The sequence below is a fragment of the Bartonella sp. AC535YNZD genome (assembly GCF_042196625.1).
In the GTDB taxonomy this organism is placed as follows: Bacteria; Pseudomonadota; Alphaproteobacteria; order Rhizobiales; family Rhizobiaceae; genus Bartonella.
This window is the reverse complement of sequence record NZ_JBHIQP010000001.1, coordinates 32,292-54,125: the sequence shown is the minus strand read 5'-3', so window position 1 is coordinate 54,125 and position 21,834 is coordinate 32,292. Positions and strand designations below refer to the sequence as shown.

14 protein-coding genes and 2 tRNA genes are annotated in these 21,834 nt (G+C 36.5%); 8 read left to right on the top strand and 8 right to left on the bottom strand.

The features are described 5' to 3' along the window. The first annotated feature begins 4 nt into the window (after nucleotides 1–4). Both cyoD and gpsA read left to right on the top strand, forming a co-directional pair. Nucleotides 5–970 carry a cytochrome o ubiquinol oxidase subunit IV gene (gene cyoD / locus ACFIM8_RS00185; protein WP_375614310.1) on the top strand — a complete coding sequence of 322 codons (966 nt, stop codon included), beginning with the start codon at nucleotides 5–7 and terminating at the stop codon, nucleotides 968–970. A gap of 400 nt (nucleotides 971–1,370) precedes the next feature. Beyond that, nucleotides 1,371–2,378 (top strand): NAD(P)H-dependent glycerol-3-phosphate dehydrogenase, encoded by a 1,008-nt coding sequence (gpsA, locus tag ACFIM8_RS00180; protein WP_375606193.1) that lies wholly within the window; start codon nucleotides 1,371–1,373, stop codon nucleotides 2,376–2,378. Between the two features lie 1,937 nt (nucleotides 2,379–4,315). On the opposite strand, the gene fabI is transcribed toward gpsA, so the two are convergent. The 3 genes from fabI to fabA are packed head-to-tail and all read right to left on the bottom strand — an operon-like array spanning nucleotide 4,316 to nucleotide 6,970. Beyond that, the gene (fabI, locus tag ACFIM8_RS00175) at nucleotides 4,316–5,134 is read right to left on the bottom strand and encodes an enoyl-ACP reductase FabI (protein WP_375606194.1); all 819 of its coding nucleotides are present in this window, start codon (nucleotides 5,132–5,134) and stop codon (nucleotides 4,316–4,318) included. 48 nt (nucleotides 5,135–5,182) lie between these two features. Next, nucleotides 5,183–6,403 (bottom strand): beta-ketoacyl-ACP synthase I, encoded by a 1,221-nt coding sequence (gene fabB, locus ACFIM8_RS00170; protein ID WP_375606195.1) that lies wholly within the window; start codon nucleotides 6,401–6,403, stop codon nucleotides 5,183–5,185. Between the two features lie 57 nt (nucleotides 6,404–6,460). Continuing rightward, nucleotides 6,461–6,970, bottom strand: a complete 510-nt coding sequence (fabA, locus tag ACFIM8_RS00165) for a 3-hydroxyacyl-[acyl-carrier-protein] dehydratase FabA (RefSeq protein WP_375606196.1) — start codon at nucleotides 6,968–6,970, stop codon at nucleotides 6,461–6,463. Nucleotides 6,971–7,202: 232 nt separating this feature from the next. Between fabA and irrA the strand changes: the two genes are divergently transcribed. Beyond that, on the top strand, nucleotides 7,203–7,715 hold the full coding sequence (gene irrA, locus ACFIM8_RS00160) for an iron response transcriptional regulator IrrA (RefSeq protein ID WP_375606197.1): 513 nt from the start codon (nucleotides 7,203–7,205) through the stop codon (nucleotides 7,713–7,715). 46 nt (nucleotides 7,716–7,761) lie between these two features. Here irrA and ACFIM8_RS00155 read toward each other — a convergent pair whose 3' ends face one another. The 4 genes from ACFIM8_RS00155 to ACFIM8_RS00140 form a co-directional block, all read right to left on the bottom strand. Continuing rightward, complete coding sequence (locus ACFIM8_RS00155; protein ID WP_375614309.1) at nucleotides 7,762–8,322, bottom strand: SH3 domain-containing protein; 561 nt, start codon at nucleotides 8,320–8,322, stop codon at nucleotides 7,762–7,764. Between the two features lie 1,609 nt (nucleotides 8,323–9,931). Continuing rightward, nucleotides 9,932–10,165, bottom strand: coding sequence for a 30S ribosomal protein S21 (gene rpsU / locus ACFIM8_RS00150; protein WP_273717519.1), 234 nt, complete (start codon nucleotides 10,163–10,165; stop codon nucleotides 9,932–9,934). A gap of 185 nt (nucleotides 10,166–10,350) precedes the next feature. Then, on the bottom strand, nucleotides 10,351–12,024 hold the full coding sequence (locus tag ACFIM8_RS00145) for a formate--tetrahydrofolate ligase (RefSeq protein WP_375606199.1): 1,674 nt from the start codon (nucleotides 12,022–12,024) through the stop codon (nucleotides 10,351–10,353). Between the two features lie 746 nt (nucleotides 12,025–12,770). Further along, nucleotides 12,771–12,847, bottom strand: a tRNA-Arg gene (locus ACFIM8_RS00140). Between the two features lie 366 nt (nucleotides 12,848–13,213). Between ACFIM8_RS00140 and ACFIM8_RS00135 the strand changes: the two genes are divergently transcribed. From ACFIM8_RS00135 to pgi, 3 genes are all read left to right on the top strand, one after another. Then, nucleotides 13,214–14,353 carry an efflux RND transporter periplasmic adaptor subunit gene (locus ACFIM8_RS00135; protein WP_375606200.1) on the top strand — a complete coding sequence of 380 codons (1,140 nt, stop codon included), beginning with the start codon at nucleotides 13,214–13,216 and terminating at the stop codon, nucleotides 14,351–14,353. Continuing rightward, nucleotides 14,350–17,484: an efflux RND transporter permease subunit gene (locus ACFIM8_RS00130; protein ID WP_375607841.1), complete on the top strand. Its 3,135-nt coding sequence runs from the start codon at nucleotides 14,350–14,352 to the stop codon at nucleotides 17,482–17,484. The genes ACFIM8_RS00135 and ACFIM8_RS00130 overlap by 4 nt, the downstream gene beginning before the upstream one ends. Nucleotides 17,485–17,671: 187 nt before the next feature. Then, entirely contained in the window at nucleotides 17,672–19,336 is a 1,665-nt protein-coding gene (pgi, locus tag ACFIM8_RS00125; protein WP_375606202.1) for a glucose-6-phosphate isomerase, read from the top strand. A 307-nt stretch (nucleotides 19,337–19,643) separates the two neighbouring features. On the opposite strand, the gene ACFIM8_RS00120 is transcribed toward pgi, so the two are convergent. Next, nucleotides 19,644–19,733: transfer RNA gene (locus tag ACFIM8_RS00120), tRNA-Ser, on the bottom strand. Nucleotides 19,734–20,018: 285 nt separating this feature from the next. Between ACFIM8_RS00120 and rplU the strand changes: the two genes are divergently transcribed. Both rplU and rpmA read left to right on the top strand, forming a co-directional pair. Then, nucleotides 20,019–20,495: a 50S ribosomal protein L21 gene (gene rplU, locus ACFIM8_RS00115; protein ID WP_375606203.1), complete on the top strand. Its 477-nt coding sequence runs from the start codon at nucleotides 20,019–20,021 to the stop codon at nucleotides 20,493–20,495. 12 nt (nucleotides 20,496–20,507) lie between these two features. Next, the gene (gene rpmA, locus ACFIM8_RS00110; protein ID WP_273723965.1) at nucleotides 20,508–20,777 is read left to right on the top strand and encodes a 50S ribosomal protein L27; all 270 of its coding nucleotides are present in this window, start codon (nucleotides 20,508–20,510) and stop codon (nucleotides 20,775–20,777) included. Nucleotides 20,778–21,834: the final 1,057 nt, after the last annotated feature.

Sequence of the window (21,834 nt, the reverse complement as noted above, 5' to 3'; positions counted from 1 at the left end):
GAGCATGCAAAATGAAACACATGGTCCCAGTACTGGTTCCTATTTGGTCGGTTTTATTCTGGCTGTATTTTTCACCTTGGGTTCTTTTATTCCTGTGATGTATGGAATGATGGAAAGTTGGGCAGTCAGTACAAAAGTTGCATATCTTATTGGGATGGCGATTATTCAGATTGTAGTACAAATTGTTTTCTTTTTACACTTGAGTTCTGGTCCAGATGCCAAGTGGAATTTAAATGCGTTATGGTTTGCTGCTATTTGTGTTTTTATTATTATTGGGGGTACATGGTGGGCTATTTCTCATTTGAATTATAATATGATGGGTGGCTCAGGACGTGTTATTGAACCGGAAATATCAAGTAGAGATGGTTCTTCAGTATCTGAGCCGTTATCAAACAAAGATATATCCGTAAGAAAACAGCCAGAAAAGATACAGGGCTCAGAGGTTTCGATGGAGCAAGGTGTAAGTACGCAAACTCCTGTAGATCAAGCACCTGGTTCAGAAATGCCCATGGGGCAGGGTCTAAGTACGCAAACTCCTGTAGATCAAGCACCTGGTTCAGAAATGCCCATGGGGCAGGGTCTAAGTACGCAAACTCCTGTAGATCAAGCACCTGGTTCAGAAATGCCCATGGGGCAGGGTCTAAGTACGCAAACTCCTGTAGATCAAGCACCTGGTTCAGAAATGCCCACGGGGCAGGGTCTAGGTACGCAAACTCCTGTAGATCAAGCACCTGGTTCAGAAATGCCCATGGGGCAGGGTCTAAGTACGCAAACTCCTGTAGATCAAGCACCTGGTTCAGAAATGCCCATGGGGCAGGGTCTAAGTACGCAAACTCCTGTAGATCAAGCACCTGGTTCAGAAATGCCCATGGGGCAGGGTCTAAGTACGCAAACTCCTGTAGATCAAGCACCTGGTTCAGAAATGCCCATGGGGCAAGATCAAAATACGCAGCAGTTTCCTGTGGAGTAGTTGTTAGAAATATCTACGGAGCTGATGCGGCATGTATCAGCTCCGTAGAAGAAATTCGTAGGATATAAAGCAGGAGATAAGTACAAGATATCAGTGGAATGAGTATTATTATTTTGAATATACTTTTAATTTAAAAGAGAAAGTCTGTGGGGTATTTAGTCAATCTTTAATTTTTGAGACAAATAGCTATCTGTAGAATATACAAAAAGTGATGTTTGTAAAATTTTACTACAAAGAAAGAGAATGTGCGCAACAAGTTTTTATATTGTGTGAGATAAAAAAGCTATGAAGCAGTAATATTTTTAGATTTAAAGAATTTATATTAAAGATAGCATTAAAATTATTTGTAATAATAATATGCAATTGAAATCAAAAATTTAGAGAATAATTAGAAAATTTAATGAAAACCGTTGCAATGACAGTTATAGGTGCTGGTTCTTTTGGTACTGCATTAGCGATAGCTCTTGCCCGTAATGGTCATAATGTTTTACTTTGGGGATATAGTCCTCAACATATCAAAGAATTACAGGAACAACGTTGTAATCAAGTATATTTACCCGATATTCAATTTCCTGAAAATTTATTACTTGAAGCTTCCCTTGAAATTGCAATAACGGCAAGTCACAATATATTAATCGCTGTTCCAAGCCATGTATTTCATCAAGTCTTGTATAATATTCAGCCTTATTTAGATCAGCATTCACGCGTTATTTGGGCTACAAAAGGTTTAGAACATGGGACTGGACGTTTCTTACAAGAGGTTGCTCGTGAGATTTTAGGTGAAAAAATTCCTTTAGCTGTTTTTTCTGGACCAACTTTTGCTCAAGAACTAGCTATTGGTTGGCCTACTGCAATGACGATAGCAGCTTCTGATGTTGAGTTTGGTAAAGAATTGCAGCAACTTTTTCATTGTGACAAAAGTTTTAGAGTTTATAAAAGTTCAGATATGATTGGTGTTCAATTAGGGGGGGCAGTCAAAAATGTTATTGCTATTGGTGCAGGAATATCAGATGGCATAGGTTTTGGGGCAAATGCACGAATAGCTCTTATCACACGAGGACTAGCTGAAATCAGTCGTTTAGGGGGGGCTATGGGTGCTGAGCTTGCCACATTTATGGGAATGACAGGCTTAGGTGATCTGGTTTTGACATGTACTGATAATCAGTCGCGTAATCGCCGTTTTGGAATACTTCTTGGTAAAGGAATAGATATAAAAGAAGCAGAAAAACAAATTGGTCAGGTTGTGGAAGGATACTTAAATACCAAGGAAGTACATACGTTGGCGCAGCGTATTGGGGTAGAAATGCCCATTGTAGAACAAATTTATCAAATTCTCTATTGTGGTAAAAACATAACTGAAGCGGCAAACACATTACTAGGCCGCGCCCTCAAGGACGAAATACAATGATATCCTGTTTATTAATAATTCCAATCGTAAAAAATAGAAACATGCTATGATAGACATATAAAATAGATTGTATTAATGGTTGTATAAGGCAGTCATATTCCAGCAAATTATAGATTCATATCATTCGATTCTTTATGAAACATGGCTGAAATATAAAAGTTTTTGCTTTTATCTAAGAGCTATCTCTTTTAAGATAAATTATCGTTTCCACTTACACATGTTTATGTAATGTAATGAACAAGATACTTTTATTGTCTCTTAAATTCATCTCACAATGATATTTGCAAACAGAATAATACAAGACTCATTAGGTAGAAGCATCTTATTTATGTAACGTATAAGCTAAGAATATTGGGGAAGGGATATTGTGAATCTCTGTTTTTGTAATTTTTTAAAACAAGAAGACAATCTAATTTGGGAAGAAGATGAAATTTTAAAGCTGAAAATCAGTTCCCATTTCTAAAATCATTTTTAAATTCAGTTTTATGCTATCTTAAAGCAATATCTTTTAAATAATGGAGATTATCTCACACCTTTATTTTCTCATTTTCTAATGAAAGCATTTCTCTGATGTATCAGGTAAAATAGAACGCCAAAAAAACACGATTGCTGTTGCATACTCACGTGCTTGTTTTAAAGAGACCTCTCTTAAAATTCCCAAGTCCAATTTGCGACGGTGACCGTGAATAGTGTAACGATAAAGCTATTGTGCGCATCCCCATCTTTACGTTTATGAAGGAGGAAGACGAGCATCATTACACCTCCCAATGTTGAGACAGCTCTTGGCACTTGAAGCTGTTCAGTAGAGATATTTAAGCCTTTTATTCTCTCACATGTCAATTTTGTTTTTTATATGCAAAAAATGATTTTTGGAATTATAACTTTGAAAGTCTAAGATTGAAAAAAATATTATTGTACTTGTTTGTGGCTGTCATTTAAGCTGAAAAATAATGTGATTATAAAGATAAAAAATTGATTTATATGAATAATTCATTTTATTTTTGTATTGAGTTAATTAAAAATATGTGTTTGCTTGTCACAAGCGGGTTAGTATGTGGATAAAAATTATTAAAAATACTTCTAATGAATCATCTCAAGTGTCAAGGGTTGTTTCAACATTAGAACATGGCAAGTAAAATGACAGTGTCAGTTTGTCATCTGTATAAACATTAAAATGGTGGTGAAAAAAGGATTTTATGTACTTCACAGGGATTTTTATATGTTTTACAGGTACCATTGTGAAATGGAATGGCGTGCATTGAGAGATATCTTTAAAAAAAATGCATGAAAGAGCAACAGCTATAGTATTTTTAGGCGTTCTATTTTAACTGATACATTAGAGAAATGCTTTCATTAAAGAATGAGAAAAATAAAGGTGTGAGGTAAAGCGTAACCTCCATTATTAAAAAAACATTGATATAGATGCTTTTAAAATCGTAAAGCCTCATTAAAGAATAATAGTAAGATTAATGATTGATTTCTTTACGCCTTCATATTCTTCCTAAATTAGATTGTATTTGCGTTTCAAGAATAAATCAAACGGTAGGAATATTTTTTTCAATTTGCTATACAAAAGCTGAAACTAAGGGTTTTAATAATTCTCTAATCTCTGTTTCAAACTGGGGTGGCATGAGGGTTGGATATTGATTTATAAACAATGGCAAAAGCGTATGCTTTAGTAAGGTAAATAACGTCATAAAATACACACTTTATCAACCATGGATTGAAGAAATATTCCGGCTTTTATAAAATATTTTGCGAAACAAGGCATAGTACATCTGGTTTTGTGTTCACTTATTCTTACAAACATTTGCACATATGCCTTACGTCATATTATTATAAGTCAATACACTTTATATAGTTGAGAACGTACTCAATACCCGACTAAAGCACTATGTACATGATTGATTTTATTTTTTAGTGCAATGAAATAAAAATTATCCTTCTTGGGAATCGTCACTTTTTTTTAGTTCTTCAAGTATTGGCATAGACATGATGTTATAGCCTGAATCAACATAATGGATTTCACCTGTAACACCTGATGATAAGTCAGAGAGTAGATAAAGAGCAGATTTTCCAATTTCATGAATATTCACGGTACGACGTAATGGGGCATTACGGCGTTGATGTGAAAATATTGCCCGTGCAGCTGCAATACCATTACCTGCTAAGGTTCTAACAGGACCAGCGGAAATTGCATTGACGCGGATATTTTGAGGACCAAAGTCCGCTGCTAAATAACGCACCATAGCTTCTAAAGCTGCTTTAGCAACACCCATGATGTTATAATTAGGCACAACTTGCTGTGAAGCACCATAGGTAAGAGTTAAAAGTGTTCCTCCATTGGGCATAAGTTTACCCGCGCGCTGGGCAATTTCAGTAAAGGAATAAGCTGAAATAACCATCGTGCGTTGAAAGTTTTCACGTGTTGTGACATCAACGTAACGCCCTTTTAGCTGATTTTTATCTGAAAAACCAATGGCATGGACAATAAAATCAATTGTTTTCCATTCTTTTTCAAGTTGCTCAAAGACGTAATCAATATTTTCACTTTTCTCAACGTCACACTCTAGCACTAATTTGCAGCCAAGTTTATCTGCTAGGGGATGAACACGTTTTCCAAAAGCATTTCCTTGATAAGTCAACGCTAATTCAGCTCCTGCTTGTGCGAGCTGACAGGCAATGCCCCAAGCAATTGAATGGTCATTCGCAATTCCCATAATAAGGCCGCGTTTGCCCTCCATCAAACCTTTCATATTATTCTCCGTAAGACCGTACTTTTTTCAATTACTAAGAACTTTTGTTTATACATAACGTTGGAAAACAAGCGTTGCATTGGTACCGCCAAAGCCAAAAGTATTTGACAATACGGTATTCAGTTGTTGATGATCACGTCGTTCACGAACGATAGGCATATCAGCAAAAGCTGGATCAAGTTCTTCAATATGGGCACTTTCACAAATAAAATTATGATTCATCATTAACAATGTATAGATTGCTTCGTGAACACCTGCTGCTCCCAGGGAATGTCCTGTTAGAGATTTGGTAGCGGAAATAGGGGGGCATTGATCACCAGCTCCAAAGACACGACGGATAGCTTTTATCTCAGGAGGGTCACCAACAGGAGTTGCTGTCGCATGGGGATTGATATAATCAATTTTATTATTGACTGTTGCAAGGGCCATGCGCATGCATCGTTCTGCTCCCTCTCCTGATGGGGCAACCATATCATGTCCATCGGATGTTGCACCGTATCCAACGATTTCTCCGTAGATTTTTGCACCACGTGCTTTAGCAAGTTCTAAATCTTCAAGAACTAAAACGCCAGCTCCTCCAGCAATGACAAAACCATCACGATTAACATCATAAGCGCGTGAAGCTTTGTGAGGGGTGTCATTATATCTACTGGACATAGCGCCCATGGCATCGAATAAAACAGAGAGTGTCCAATCCAAATCTTCGCAGCCACCAGCAAAGATGCGCTTCTGTTTACCATATTGAATTATTTCGTAAGCATTACCAATACAATGATTGGAGGTAGCACAAGCTGAAGAGATTGAATAATTGATCCCTTTTATTTTAAAGAAAGTTGCTAATGTTGCAGATGCTGTAGAACTCATCGCTTTAGGGACAACAAAAGGTCCAATACGTTTTGGACCTTTTTGGCGTGTAATGTCAGCAGCTTCTACGATTGAATGTGTTGAAGCACCTCCAGAACCCATAATAATACCCGTGTGTTCGTTCGATACTTCATGCGGTTCTAGACCTGCATCAGCAATTGCTTGATCCATAGCGATGTGATTCCATGCTGTTCCACGCCCATGAAAACGGAGAGCACGTCGATCTACGAGTTCTTCTATATTAATATCAGGTTTGCCATAAACTCTGCTACGAAAGCCTAATTCAGCATATTGAGGTGCGTAAGAAATTCCGGATTTTGCTTCACGTAAACTAGTTAAAACAGCTCCAGGATTATTTCCAATTGCGGAGACAATTCCCATTCCGGTTACAACAACTCGACGCATTCATACCTCCTCGTTCCATACAGAATAGTGAAAAGTTTTTTCTGACGGAAACAATGTTCAATCTTCTTTGAATAAAGCAACGCGTAAATCGTTTGCCTTATAAATAGTCTCTCCATCTGCTTTTAGCCACCCATCAGCTATTCCTAAGACTAAATTTCCACGTCGAATACGCTTAAAATCTATTTCATATTCAAGAATTTTGGTTTGTGGAGTTACCATCCCTGATAACTTTACTTCACCTGTTGATATCGCTCTCCCTTTTCCTGGTTCGTTTAGCCAACCAAGAAAAAAACCTGTTAATTGCCACATACCATCCAGTCCGAGACATCCTGGCATAACGGGATCGCCTATAAAGTGACAATTAAAGAACCACATGTCTGGTGTAATGTCAAATTCGGCGCGAACCATTCCTTTATCGTATTTACCTCCAGTTTCACTAATTTGAGTGATTCGATGAATCATCAACATTGGCGGTGCTGGCAATTGCGCATTACCTCTACCAAACATTTCGCCGCGAGCGCAGCTTAGAAGCTCTTCATACGTGTAGCGAGACTTTTGTTCAGCCATTGTTACTCCATTTATTTGCATATATCTTTAATTTCTGCGCTTTTCCCAACCTACTTTTAGAGCAAATTTTAAAGAGAGGGAAATGGTTTTATATCATTTTTAATGACAAAAGCCTTTTTTTATGTATTCTACATAGGTAATTATTTAAAAATGGAATACAAGATTACACCATACTATTCCCATTTTTTTGTATTTTGATCTTATTTAGCAGGAATATATTTGAGTTTGTAATATGTCAGTGAGTGCAGACAATTTAGATATGAATGAAGAGCAACAGTCCACAAAAGAGTGTAGAAAAGTTGTGCAATATTATTCCATTTCTATGTTAGAAAAACGTTTGCGTCAAAATGGTCTGCGTCCAACACGTCAGCGGTTGGAACTTGCACATATGATTTTTTCTCAAGGAAATCGTCATATTACTGCTGAAGAGCTCTATGAGGAAGCGGTGAGGGCAGGTGTACCTGTGTCTTTAGCAACGGTTTATAATACACTTCATCAATTTACGGAAGCGGGATTATTACGGATTATTGCCGTAGAAGGCTCAAAAACTTGGTTTGATACCAATACCTCTGATCACTACCATTTTTATATAGAAGGCGAAAATCGTATTCTTGATATTCCTTATAATTTGGAAGAAGCTCCCATTATTAGAAATTTGCCTAAGCCACCAGAAGGTATGGAAATTTCACATGTTGATTTAATCGTGCGATTGAAACCAAAAAATCAATCTTGTGATAGGCAGTGAGGATATTCAATGAGGAATAAAAATTAAACTTGTTGAGTTTGAGCATTCACCAGCCTTTTACTTTTTCATCAGGATAGATTCCCCATAACTGGGGTTGTTGAAGCCATCCGCGTGTATTATTAATGTTTAGTTCGCACCATTGTCCATCACATTGGCGGATATTACCAATGACGTTAGGTTCTACTTCCGCCACAAGTTCTGCGTTGTCGGTGGGTTTTTTTCGTAGCATCAGCCTTTTTGTTTTATCTTTTTGCCATGGAATAGTTATAGCAGTTCGCTTTCCCGATAAAAGCGATTGATACACCCACCCCTCATCGCCTTCTGCATCACGAATTTTGCGCCATTGATCATATTCTTGGATGATTTCAATAGGTAACCCCTTCTTTTGGTAGGTAAAAATGATAGAATAGTTGCTTCCTGGTCCGATGCGTACATTAACACGGGTAGGTTTAATCGAAGCAAATCGCGGAAGTGGTAAACCACTGGGCCCTAAATTTTGATTAAATGTTTGTGCATGCAACAAATGAGGTGAAACTAATACAATGACTGTTGCTATTAAGATACATGATGCGAGTATTGAAACGCGAAACCAACGAGAACTTTGCACACCGAACTCCTTTATTTCATCATATATTGGAAATTTAAAATCTGAAAGATAAGACTGGAAACTGATAAAAAGTATGACACACTGCTCGTTAAAGAGATCTAAACGATGAAAAAATTGCTACAAAAATATCAAAATAAGGAAAACAAAAGGTTTGTATTTCTTAGTGCTTATCTTGTTTATGAGGGGGTAGATATAAATAAACATTGGATTTTTATGTAGCTGTGCGCGTGATAAAACAGTAAAGTGTACAGGAAATTAGGGCTAAAGTATTGCATCTCTTTTCTAAGTTTGTTTCTCGAAGTAAAAGTGCATGTATGCATATTATGAACAAAGAGCTGTTCAGTAAAGGGATTATTGTGTGGCTTGAAAAGAGTTTTGAATGAACAAAATAATACGGTAAATAAAAACAGTTAAGCGTAAAAATATGAGCAGCATTGTAGAGTAGATTGATATATGAAGGGCTAACAGGATACTTTTTCGTGATAATCCACTTTATAAAATTTGCTACATTATAATTTTATGCCATGATAATGCTTATTCGTATGGTAGATAAGCTGGCTCCATCGTTCTATTTACCAGCTTTCAATGTTATGCAGTTCCTATTATTTATGGTGTTCATAAGAAGCCTTTTTGTTTTTTCTTAAATAGCTTTTATTCTATTTGCATACGAATCCCGCTTATGATGTACAAGAAGATAATCTTGATTGATTCAATATGAGAGGGTGTATGATGAGAGCTTTACGGTATTCATAGTTATTATTTAATATGAAAAACGCTTATTTATAATAATAAATCAATATGTTATACATTTTTAATCGTTATTTAAATTGTAAAAATATTTTCATAAAAAATGATAAGATAAGGCACATATTCACACATATTAAAATCACAGTGGTTTCTTTGTTTATTGTCAATTTTCTTTTATACTGAGTTAGAGAAAAAGAAAATTAAATGAAATATTCAGGGGAAGGTTTGCTCGATACGCTATGAGGTGAATAACATAATTGATGAGGGGAAGAAATTTATCAAGAAAAACCAAGCTGTAATGCAGTGGTTAAAATTCTTCCCTTTGTAAAGGGATAAAATCAAGAGATATCGAAAATTATGGAATCATTTCGTTATATAAGTGAAGGGAACGAGGATTATGTATTTGATATCATATCTCTACACATACATAATCGCATATTGCAATAGTGATTTGTGCTTTGCAATATAATCTAGAATTTTCGAAAGATGCAGAATATTTTAATAGAAAAAAAGAAAACCAGCACGTGAGCGGTACATAAGAAAGAGCTATTTGAGAGATGAAAAACTATAGCAAAATGCCATTACAAAATATCCAGTACTCTCTCCTTAATTTTGTACAGCAATAAGTCGATTTAAAGAACCGAACTGCAGCTTGTTATGCAGTGCTTGAAATGCCGAAGAGTGGAGTAAAAATCACTACATTTATAGACCCAAAACACCCATTATGCTCAGATAATTCTAAATACTATAACACACGCCTTATGAGAAAAACTCATTTACAATATTCTATAAGTACAAAATTTCTGATAACCTATTTACACTACAATTCATGCCATTTTGATAACGCATACACAAAAGCATATTACTTCACTGCAACAGTTCGTCCGTTACTAACAAAACCTTCTCTTTGTGCACGCTTACGAGCAAGCTTACGTGTACGACGAATAGCCTCAGCTTTTTCACGAGCACGCCTCTCAGATGGCTTCTCATAATAACTACGCATTTTCATTTCACGGAAGATACCTTCACGCTGCATCTTTTTCTTCAACGCGCGGAGCGCTTGATCAACATTATTATCACGAACGAGTACTTGCACTATTTATCCTGCTTTTTTCAGTGTCACAAATAATAGAAAAACCTACGTCCTTTTAAAGGCATATCCAAAAGAACAAGCACTTATATCATATAAATAAGACATTTGTCTATATCGCTTTTAAAAATTCTATTTTTTTTGTAATAAAATGCTTTTTATAATGAATGATAGAGTTCATGATTATAAACTCATGAAAGTCCTTGTATTTGATCATTTTCATCAAGATGAATTTTTTCAGCCGTGGGATAATGGGGTAGTCCAGGCATGGTCATAACATCTCCGCAAATGACAACGATAAAGCCGGCTCCCGCACAGAGACGAACTTCTCGTACGGGAATTTCAAAATCAACAGGCGCACCATATTGCTTGGGATCAGCAGAAAAAGAATAAGGTGTTTTTGCCATACAAATAGGGTAGGCGCCAAAACCTTCTTTTTCCCAAGATTCAAGTTGTTTGAGAATAGGGGCTGAGATAATGGCGCCACGCCCACCGTATAGCTTTGTTATAATACAATTAATTTTTTGAACGAGGGGAATATCATCTTGATAGAGAATCTTAAAATGAGATTTTTTTTCTTCAATCAAGGTAACGAGTTCTTGTGCAAGTTCTATAGCGCCTTTCCCACCTTGTTCCCAATGCTTACAGATAATAGCTTTGTGTCCAGTTGTTGCAACTATTTTCTGTAATGTTTTTATTTCGGCATCGCGATCGCTGTCAAAATGATTGATAGCCACAACACAAGGAATACCGTAGTGCTTCATATTTTTTATGTGTCGTAAAAGATTAGCTGCTCCTTTTTCTAAAGCGGTGATATTTTCTTCTGTCAGGTTATTTTTATCCACACCACCATTCATTTTTAATGCACGAATAGTTGCGACGATCACGGTAGCATTTGGTACAATACCTGCTTGCCGACATTTGATGTCGAAAAACTTTTCTGCTCCAAGATCGGCTCCAAATCCTGCTTCTGTGACAACATAATCAGCGAGTTTTAAAGCAGTTTTTGTTGCTATAACTGAGTTGCAGCCATGAGCAATATTAGCAAAAGGTCCTCCATGAACGAGAACAGGGTTATTTTCAATTGTCTGTACGAGATTGGGTTGTATAGCATCTTTTAGAAGAACTGCCATTGCACCTTCTGCATTAAGATCAGCAACGGTGATGGGCGTTTTATCATAACGATAAGCAACAATAATTTTCTTGAGTCTTTGTGTAAGGTTTTCTAAATTTTCAGAGAGACAAAGAAGCGCCATAATTTCTGATGCAACAGTAATATCAAAACCTGTTTGGCGTGGAAAACCATTTGTTATGCCCCCCAATGAAATGACAATATCGCGCAATGCACGATCATTCATATCAAGAACGCGTTTCCAAACAATGCGACGTGGATCAATGTTTAGAGTATTTCCCCAATAAAGATGATTATCTATCATTGCGGCAAGAAGATTATGAGCAGCTGTAATAGCATGAAAATCACCGGTAAAATGTAAATTAAGGTCATCCATTGGAATGACTTGCGCATAACCACCACCAGCAGCACCGCCTTTTACACCAAAACAGGGACCTAAAGATGGTTCTCTCAAGGTAGCTATTGTTTTTTTACCAATAAGATTAAGAGCATCACTTAGTCCAACTGTTGTTGTTGTTTTGCCTTCTCCGGCAGGTGTGGGATTGATAGCTGTGACAAGGATAAGTTTACCATCTGGATTTTTATTAAGCGATTTTATGTATTCAGAAGAAATTTTAGCTTTATCATGGCCATAGGGAATGAGATTTTCATGTGAGATACCAATTTTTTGTGCAATTTCAATAATATGTTGCTTTTTAGCAGTGCGAGCAATTTCAATATCAGTTTTAGGCATGGAAAAATTCTTTAAATTCAGCTTTTATTAATGTTTGAAATCTGTACCCATGGATTAATTAGAAAAATTCATAGAGAACAGAAAAATATTAAGATATCATAGAAATCGATGATATGCCATGCAAGAGATAATGCTAAAGAAGCACAAGAAGAGTTTTATTGTTTTTTAGGAAAAAGAATCTTTTTGCTTTTAAGCAGTAAAAATACGTTTAATTCAATTAAAAATATTGCGAAAAGAAGCTTTGGTTTGCAACAAATGCTGATGATATTAATGGATACCATAAGTGTTTCATAGTAGTATGTTCGAGAAGTAGTTTATTTATTCTTTCCAACAACACACTGAAAAAGCTTCACATGGTGGTAAACCGGAGTTTATGGCGGCACATCTGAAATCCCTCTTAAGATGGGACTGCTAGGAATAAAATATCTAGAAACATTCAGTTATGGAACAATTAGAAATAAGCACGTAAAAATTACCTAACTGAGTAGAGAGTATAATCCGGAAGAGACCAAAAACAAGCGCATAGATTGAAAAAAGAAAACAACAACATACGCTACTCATGTAATCGCTACGATTATAAGCTAATAAAAGCACCTTAGAGCTGAATTGAAGGACTCATAACATTTTATTCTAGCAAAATGGCTAAAGAAACGCCCCACAACAGAATGAAATAACAAAATACAAAATAATAGATCACAAAATAAAGAATTTAAAAAGTCTGACTTTATAAGTAAGATATTGATAGATGGCGCACCCGAAGAGATTCGAACTCCTGACCCCCAGATTCGTAGTCTGGTGCTCTATCCAGCTGAGCTACGGGTGCATACATTTCAATTTTTTACATTGTCTAAGACAAAGGGTTCCTAATCGTTTCATTAAAGAAATGCAAGTGAAACTTGAGTCGTCATAAAAAAAATCTCTTTTTTTTATGATATATTTTAAAAAAGGATATAATATATTATGGCTTCAGTTGGTTTTGATATGAACATTTTTTTGTCATGACCATACAAAGCAATATGAACGATAGTTAACTTGACGTTTTAATCTATGAAAGATAGTCAAGCAGAGATGAGATGTGTTTTTTGCGGTGGGGTAAGATATATACACCCGCTGTTGGGTTTTTGTGTAAAACGCCGATATTACTGTTGAAAACTATTTCAGATGAACATGACACAGCAAGGGCGGATGTATGGCGTTATTAAAAAAGATCTTTCCATTAGTGTTTTTAATCGTTGTTTTAACGGTTACTTATTGGGTTGGAAAAAAGAGTGCAGACCAACCCATTTCTATGGTGGATAAAACAAGAGTATCGTATAAAGATTCAAATGGAAAAATGAGAAAACCACCGGTAAAGGTTGTCGTTGATCTTGTAAAAAATCAAGATTTTTATGAACAACTTAACGTTCTAGGGAGTGGACAAGCACTTGCAGAAGTCGAGCTCACCCCTTTATCTCCAGGTGTTATTGATAAGCTTTTTGTGTCAGCTGGTACAAAAGTACAAGTAGGTGATGTGATTGCAAAGCTTGATTCTAAAAAAGAGGAAATAGCGGCTGCAAAAGCAAAAGTACAACGTGATAATAATGCGTTAACGCTTTCGCGCATTCTTAAATTACGTGCTAGCAATACAGCAACAGAAGTTCAAGAAATTACAGCACGCTTAGAGTTGGATAATGCAAATTTAGTTTTGCGTAATGCTGAATTAGATCTCGATCGGCGAACAATTCGTGCACCGATTCCTGGGGTTGTTGGTATTTTGCCTGTTGATGCGGGGAATAACGTGACCCTTAATACTGTAATAGGCCGTATTGAGAATAGAGAACGTATTTTGGTCGACATATGGGCTCCTGAACGATATGTGTCGCGCATCCATAAAGGAGATGAGGTAACGGCAACATTAACTGCGCAGCCAGACAAATCTTTTGTTGGTCATATTTATGCGATTGATAATATCGTTGATCCAGAAAGTCGCACACTTCATGCTCAGGTTGAAATTAATAATGAAAAAGATACGCTTATGTCTGGTATGTCTTTTTCTGTTGCCTTGCAATTTCATAGTGGTTCTTTCCCTGTCGTTAATCCTCTTGCGGTTCAATGGAACAGTAAAGGGTCATTCGTTTGGCGTGTGAGAGAAGGGAAAGTAGAGGCTATACCCGTATCAATTATTCAGCATAAAGCAGATCAAGTTTTCGTAAAAGCACCCCTAGAAAATGGTGATCAAGTTGTCATTCAAGGAGTACAAATGCTTTATCCAGGAAGTAAAGTAACGATTGATGATCCAAAGTCTCATCAACAGCAATTACCAGCAGTTTACGGAACGGATATACAATGAGCCAAGAATTGAGCACAAAACAGCCGATGTCACAGGTCGAGCAAGGTGGTCTCATTACCTTATTTATTCGCAGACCGGTTTTTACTTTTGTTTTAAATGCTATGATCATCATTGCAGGATTTGCAGCATGGTTAAATGTTGATGTAAGAGAATTACCTGATGTTGATACTCCCGTAACAACGATTGTGACGGTGTTTTCTGGTGCGTCGGCAGAAACAATTGATCGTGAAGTTACAAAAATTATAGAAGATGCTGTTTCTCGTGTTTCAGGTGTTAAGACGATTTCTTCAACGTCTTCTTTTGGGCGCTCCCGTGTGCAGATTAATTTTAATGTTGGTGTTGATTTGAATGTTGCAGCATCTGATATTCGTGATGCCCTGTCTCGCATTACGTATACTTTACCGAAAGATGCGGATTCGCCTTTGATTATTAAAGCAGATTCCAATGCTGCTGCCATGATGTATTTGGTTGTGACGTCACCAACAATGAGTGTTGATGATTTAACCACGATTGTAGACGATCAGATTGTTGATGCAATTTCCGCTGTTGATGGTGTTGGTGATGTACAGGTTGATAGCGCTCGCACAAAGATTTTTCAGATTGATATAGATCAAGCAAAACTTGCAAGTTATGGATTAACCGTAGCAGATGTTTCTCGTGTTCTTGCTGATATGACAACGGATGTGCCAGTAGGATCATTACGCAATTCTACGCAAAATTTAGTTGTGCGTGCTACTGCACGTTTAACAACACCAGAATCTTTTGAACAAGTTGTTTTAAAACCTCATGTACATCTTGGTGATGTTGCGCATGTCACTTTATCGCCGGATATAGAAAAGGTTATTCTCCGTATCAATGGAAAGACAGGTATTGGATTAGGAATTGTGCGTAAAGCACAATCCAACACTCTTAATATTTCTGAAGGAGTGAGAACCGTTGTTGATAATCTCAAAAGTATTGTTCCTTCTTCTGTACATATAGACGTTATTAATGACGATGCAGTTTTTATTAAAAGCGCTCTTCATGAGGTTGAAGTTGCGTTGGTTATTGCTATTTTGAGTGTTATCTTGGTCATTTTTCTTTTTCTCAGAGACATTCGTGTAACGCTGATACCTGCTGTATCTCTTCCTGTCGCTTTGATTGGTACCATTGCAGCTATTTATCTTGTAGGATTTTCATTAAATATTCTCACATTTTTAGGACTTGTTTTAGCAACAGGGCTTGTTGTGGATGATGCTATTGTTGTTCTTGAGAATATTGTTCGGTGGCGCAACATGGGTTTAGGGTCTAGGGCTGCGGCGGTGATAGGAACACGTGAAGTATTTTTTGCTGTTTTAGCAACAACATTGACTTTAGTGGCTGTGTTTGTTCCTATTTCCTTTCTTCCTGGGCAAGTTGGAGGTCTTTTTAGAGAATTTGGTTTTGTTTTGGCAATTTCTATTTTGCTTTCTTCAGTTGTTGCCTTAACGCTTTGTCCCATGTTGGCTTCGCGTTTTCTCAAAGAACATATTGAGGAGAAAGAGGAAGAGTCCCATCATTTTGCTTTTTTATATAAATTAGGTACTTTTTTTCATAAGGCATATACTTACAGTTTGCATAAGTGTTTAGAAAAGCCTTGGGCTGTTGTTTTTGCTTCACTTATTTTTGCGGGTCTTTGTGTTGGAGGCTATACGAAATTACAACAGGAATTAACGCCAGCAGAAGACAGAGCTGTGATCTTTTTGGTTATTAATGGACCACAAGGTATTTCAACACAATATTTGAACGAGCAAGTAGAGCAAATTGAAGCAAGTCTACAGCCATTACGTGATGCAGGGGAGATTGCTAACAGTTACTCTATTGCGGGTGCTGGTGGTTCACCCAATACTGCTTTTTTGATTTTATTGCTTTCGTCTTGGGATAAACGTTTACGGAGTCAGCAAGAAATCGTGAAAGATATTAATGAAAAGGTTAAACAGTTTCCCGCAGTTTTTGTGTTTGCTGCGCAAGGAAATTCTTTGGGTGTGAGAGGAACTGGGCAAGGATTACAATTTGCAATTCTTGGCAATGATTATGCAACATTACAACCCATTGCTGATAAGCTGGTGAGTACTTTACAAGATGATCCGCGTTTTATTCGCCCACGTCTTACTGTTGATGCAACACAACCGCAATTTTTCATTGAAATCAATCGAAAAAAAGCCTCCGATTTAGGGATTGATATCACCAATTTGGGCGATACATTACAAGCAATGTTGGATGGTAAAAAGATTGGTTCCATTAACGTGGATGATCATTCTTACGATGTTAAATTGATGTCGCGTAAAAATTCTATGAAGAGTCCTAGTGATTTAGAAAACATTTTTTTAAAGACCAAAGACAATCGATATGTTCCTTTATCGGTTATTGCACGTTTACATGAAAAAGCTATCTCGCCCCAATTAAAACGGGAAAAACGCATGAGTGCTGTTATTTTAAGTGCAAATCTTGCTCCAGGTATTGCTTTAGGGGAAGCTTACCAAACGGTACAGAAAATTGCATCTCCTTTGTTATCGAAAGGAACCTATGTAGTTCCCTTAGGGGAAGCTGAAACGCTTAATGAAACATCCTCCGGTTTTATGATTGTTTTTGGCATTGCCTTTTTGATTATTTTATTGATTTTGGCTGCTCAGTTTGAAAGCTTTATTTCAGGATTTATTATCATGGCCACTGTCCCATTAGGGATTGGTTGTGCTGTAATTGCTATGCTATTGAGTGGTGTGAGTCTTAATATTTACAGCCAAATTGGATTAATTTTGTTAATTGGCGTTATGGCGAAAAATGGTATTCTTATTGTTGAATTTGCAGATCAATTACGTGATCAGGGAAGAAGCGTGCGTGAAGCCGTAGAAGAAGCAGCAAACATTCGCCTTCGTCCAGTTTGCATGACAATGATTTGTGCCATTTTAGGAGGTATTCCTTTGGTTTTAGCCAAAGGTGCTGGCGCAGAGGCGCGTATAGCTTTAGGTTGGGTTATCGTTGGTGGTTTAGGCTTAGCAACTATTTTTACGCTTTATGTTACACCGGTTGTTTATCTTTTTTTAGGGCGTTTTATAAGACCAAAAGCAGAAGAAGCTATATTATTAACAAAAGAACTCAATAAAGTTAAATGATGTATCGAGTGGAAAAGATTTAAAAGTTTATTCTTGTAAAAATATCATCTTCAAATCTTATTTTTTACTTTTATATTCCTTAGTTTTTATGTGAACAGTAAAGATAGGGAGCAATAAAGGAGATGCTTTCTGCTTTGTTATTGTTTGGGCATAGATTTCATTGTCAATAACTGTATAGGATAAGCTTATGGGAGATAGCTTTTCGATTCGAAATGAAAAGGCTTTTGAAGCCGCATTAAATGCTTTAAGGAGCCATGCCGCAAAGGATGGGGTCTATGATATTCGTCGACATTTTTTAGCAGATGAACAGCGTTTTTCCCATTTTTCTCTCAGACTTGATGATCTTCTTTTCGATTTTTCAAAATGTGGGGTAACATTTAAAACATTGCAACTTTTAGATGATTTAGCTGTTGCAGCAGATGTGTTAGGACGGCGTGATGCAATGTTTTCTGGTCAAGCGATTAATACAACTGAAAAACGCTCGGTTCTTCATATTGCATTACGTTTACCTGCTGACGAAATTTTCATGTTGGATGGCCATGATCTTATTCGCGATATTCAAGATGTTCTTGAAGACATGGAAAGATTTTCTGAAAAGGTACGTGATGGAAGCTATCAGGGAAGCAATGGAGAGAGAATAAGTGATATTGTAAACATTGGTATTGGTGGATCTGATCTTGGTCCTGCAATGGTTACATATGCTTTAAAACCTTATCATGATGGTCCACGTTGTCATTTTGTTTCTAACGCTGACAGTGCTCATATTTCTGATACTCTCTCTATTTTGAATCCAGCAACAACGCTGTTTGTCATTGCTTCTAAAACTTTTACAACGGCTGAAACAATGGTAAATGCTCAAGTTGCACGTCAGTGGATTTGTTCACATTTAGGAGAAGAAGCCATTTGCACGCATTTTGTTGCTGTTTCGAGTGCGCTTGATAAAGTGGCAGAATTTGGCATAGATTCGACAAGAGTTTTTAAATTTTGGAATTGGGTTGGAGGGCGTTATTCAATTTGGTCAGCCATTGGGCTTGTTGTGATGTTTGCAATAGGTGGTCGAAATTTTCGCCAATTTCTCAATGGTGCTTTGCAAATGGACCAACATTTTAAAACCATGCCTTTGCATAAAAATATTCCTATTCGTTTTGCTCTTTTAGGGTTTTGGCATCGTGTTATTTGTGGTTATTCATCACGCTCTATTATTCCCTATGCGCAGCGTTTAATACATTTTCCAGCTTATTTACAACAGCTTGATATGGAATCAAATGGTAAGCAAGTCTCGCTGGATGGAAAACCATTAAGTTTTTCAAGTGGTCCAATTGTTTGGGGTGATTCAGGCACAAATAGTCAACATGCTTTTTTTCAGCTTCTGCATCAAGGAACAGATGTTATTCCTGTAGAATTTATTTTATTTATAAAAGGGCATGAGAAAAATTTACATTCTATGTATGAGATGTTGCTAGCAAACTGTTTAGCACAGTCAAAAGCCTTGATGAAGGGGCGTAGTATTGAAGATGCTCAGCATATCTTGATAAAAAATGGAGTTGATGAACGTGAAGCAGGTTATTTAGCTCTTCATAGAAGTTTTAAAGGAAACCGTCCCAGCATTACGCTGGTTCAGGATTTATTAACACCTTTTGCACTCGGTCGTCTTATTGCGCTTTATGAACATCGTACTTTTGTTGAAGGGATTTTAATGAATATTAATTCATTTGATCAATGGGGTGTTGAACTTGGTAAAGAATTAGCAAATGAGTTACTACCAATTCTTCGTGGAGAAAGTAAAGCGGATAATCGTGATAGTTCAACATTAGGGTTGCTAGCACATATTCAAGTAAGACGTGCAAAATAAATATAATTTTACAGTAGTTTTTGTACTAACTAAGCAAAAGTAGAATGAGAAAGAAATATGAGATAATTCTTTAATTTTACTATGCGTTCTCTTATTATCTGGATTAGATTTATGTAACAGAAAATCAAAAAAGTGCAAAAATTGTAAAAATGAGAATTTATTCGCAAAAACGATAAAGACCTTTGAGAGGTCTTTGAAGACCCTTTGAGAACACCTTTAAAACTCTTTGAAAAAAAATGAATTGGTACAAAACCTAGTGGCAAAATATACAAAACCCGCTGGCAAGCTACAATCGCTTTATAAACTGTGGCGGAGAGAGAGGGATTTGAACCCCCGATAGAGTTGCCTCTATGCCGCATTTCGAGTGCGGTACTTTCAACCACTCAGCCATCTCTCCATAATAAAGTGAAACAAAAATCGGTATTATTTGAGTGTATAAGAGGTAGATAACCTTCAATTGTTTTTGGTACAACCTTTTTTTCTTTTTTATGGGACTTTATTGACAGAGAATAGAAATTCCTTCATATATACAAAATATAAGCGTGGGGAAATCTGCGCATATTTGTGTTGAAGAAGGTTTTATCCTTCTTTGAGATCTATTACGACTGATAAAAAGCAGCCTATTTTCCCTTATTTCAAGGCAGAAATTAAATAAGAGCTGGAGTGAACGGAAGGATAAAAAATGTTCGCAGTCATTAAAACTGGTGGTAAGCAATACCGCATTGTTGCTAATCAAGTGGTAAAAGTTGAAAAAGTTAGTGGAAATGCGGGTGATGTAGTTGAATTCAATGACATATTAATGGTTGGGCAAGAAGGTAATGCGGTTATTGGTACCCCTGTCGTTGCTGATGCATTGGTGACAGCTGAGATTTTAGAACAGGCACGTGGGCGCAAGGTTATCGCATTTAAGAAGCGCCGTCGTCAAAATTCTAAACGCACGCGTGGCCATCGTCAAGAGTTTACGAGGCTTCGTGTTTTAGAAATTTTAATGGGTGGTTCAAAACCTAAAAAAGTTGCTGAGAAACCTATAAAAGAAGAAACTACACCAAAAGAAACAAAAGCTTCTGCTTCTGTTGAGAAGACGGCTAAAAAAACGGTTGAAAAAAAGACTGCGTCGCAGAAGAAAGTATCTGTAGCATCAAAGAGTAAGAAAGATTAAAGGAGAGCGTCTATGGCACATAAAAAAGCTGGTGGTTCCTCGCGTAATGGTCGTGATTCAGAATCGAAACGTCTAGGCGTTAAAAAATTTGGTGGTGAAACCGTTATTGCCGGAAATATTATTATTCGCCAGCGTGGTACACGTTGGCATCCTGGAAACAATGTCGGCATTGGAAAAGACCATACGCTTTTTGCATTATCAAATGGAAAGGTTTCTTTTCAACGCAAAGCGGGTAATCGTTCCTATGTTTCAGTCATTCCTATGGTGGAGGCAGCAGAGTAATCTGTAACACTCTCTAGCCATAAACAGGATTTCATTGAATTGTAGTTGTGGTTTTATAAGTATTAAAAGGGAAAGATGAATCTCATCTTTCCCTTTTTGCGTTGGTACTATAATAAATGTAGAAGATAAAAGGTAGAATTGGGGAAATTACTTTTCTCAATGAGGGAAAAAGTTTGTGCGTTGTTATGTTAGTATTTAGTTCTGAACATATTGATATTATGATAGAATTTGTTGATAAGTTTCTGTATAATAATAGTGAGGAGAGATTTTCTTTTTATGTATAAAGAAGTGTCGAGTAATTTCTTATAAGAGAAGCAGTTTGTTTTCAGAAAATTATGAGAAATTTAATGAGAGCATTCTTTATGTAATCATTTTGATAAAGATGGGTCTTTTTATCGGCATTGTGGTATTGATGAGTTGTCATACTGTTTTTAGGTGGTAGTGTGGATAGGTGGGGCTATTCATTTAAAAAGACATAAGGATAAAAAAATCCATAAGAAGGCAGTCAAAACTACTTTGAAAGTGACGTGTATTAAGGAATTTTCGGTAAATCGAGAGTGAAATTATATTTTTAAGGAGGACGGTGTTTAAAGATATAAAAATAACTAACGTGCAATCAGCGCCCTTCAAGAATATTTTTTCTGATTTCACTATTATTGTGTATTGTTGAAAATAAACAAGCATAAAAGCTAGGGTTAAGGCAATAACTGCTTTTCATTTTTTACTTTATTTATCTTATTTGTAGAGTTTTTCTTGATTTTAGTAGTTGGTGATGGTGCTTGAGGGTGTCGTACTTTGCAAATGTGCGACAGAGGGCATTGTGTATTTGCGATATTGATTGAAGTAAAGGTGTAGCTTAAAATATATAAATATTATATATCGAGAGTTTGATATCATAAGATGGGCAGTACGGAATTTTAAAGATGATAAATTGCATGGAGCAATTTGTAATTATGTAATGAATTTATAAAGAGGGATAATAGGTTAAATAAACTTTGAGGAATCAATTAAAATATTAGCTGAAGTTACGGATGATTGGGAAGGATGCTTTCTTGTA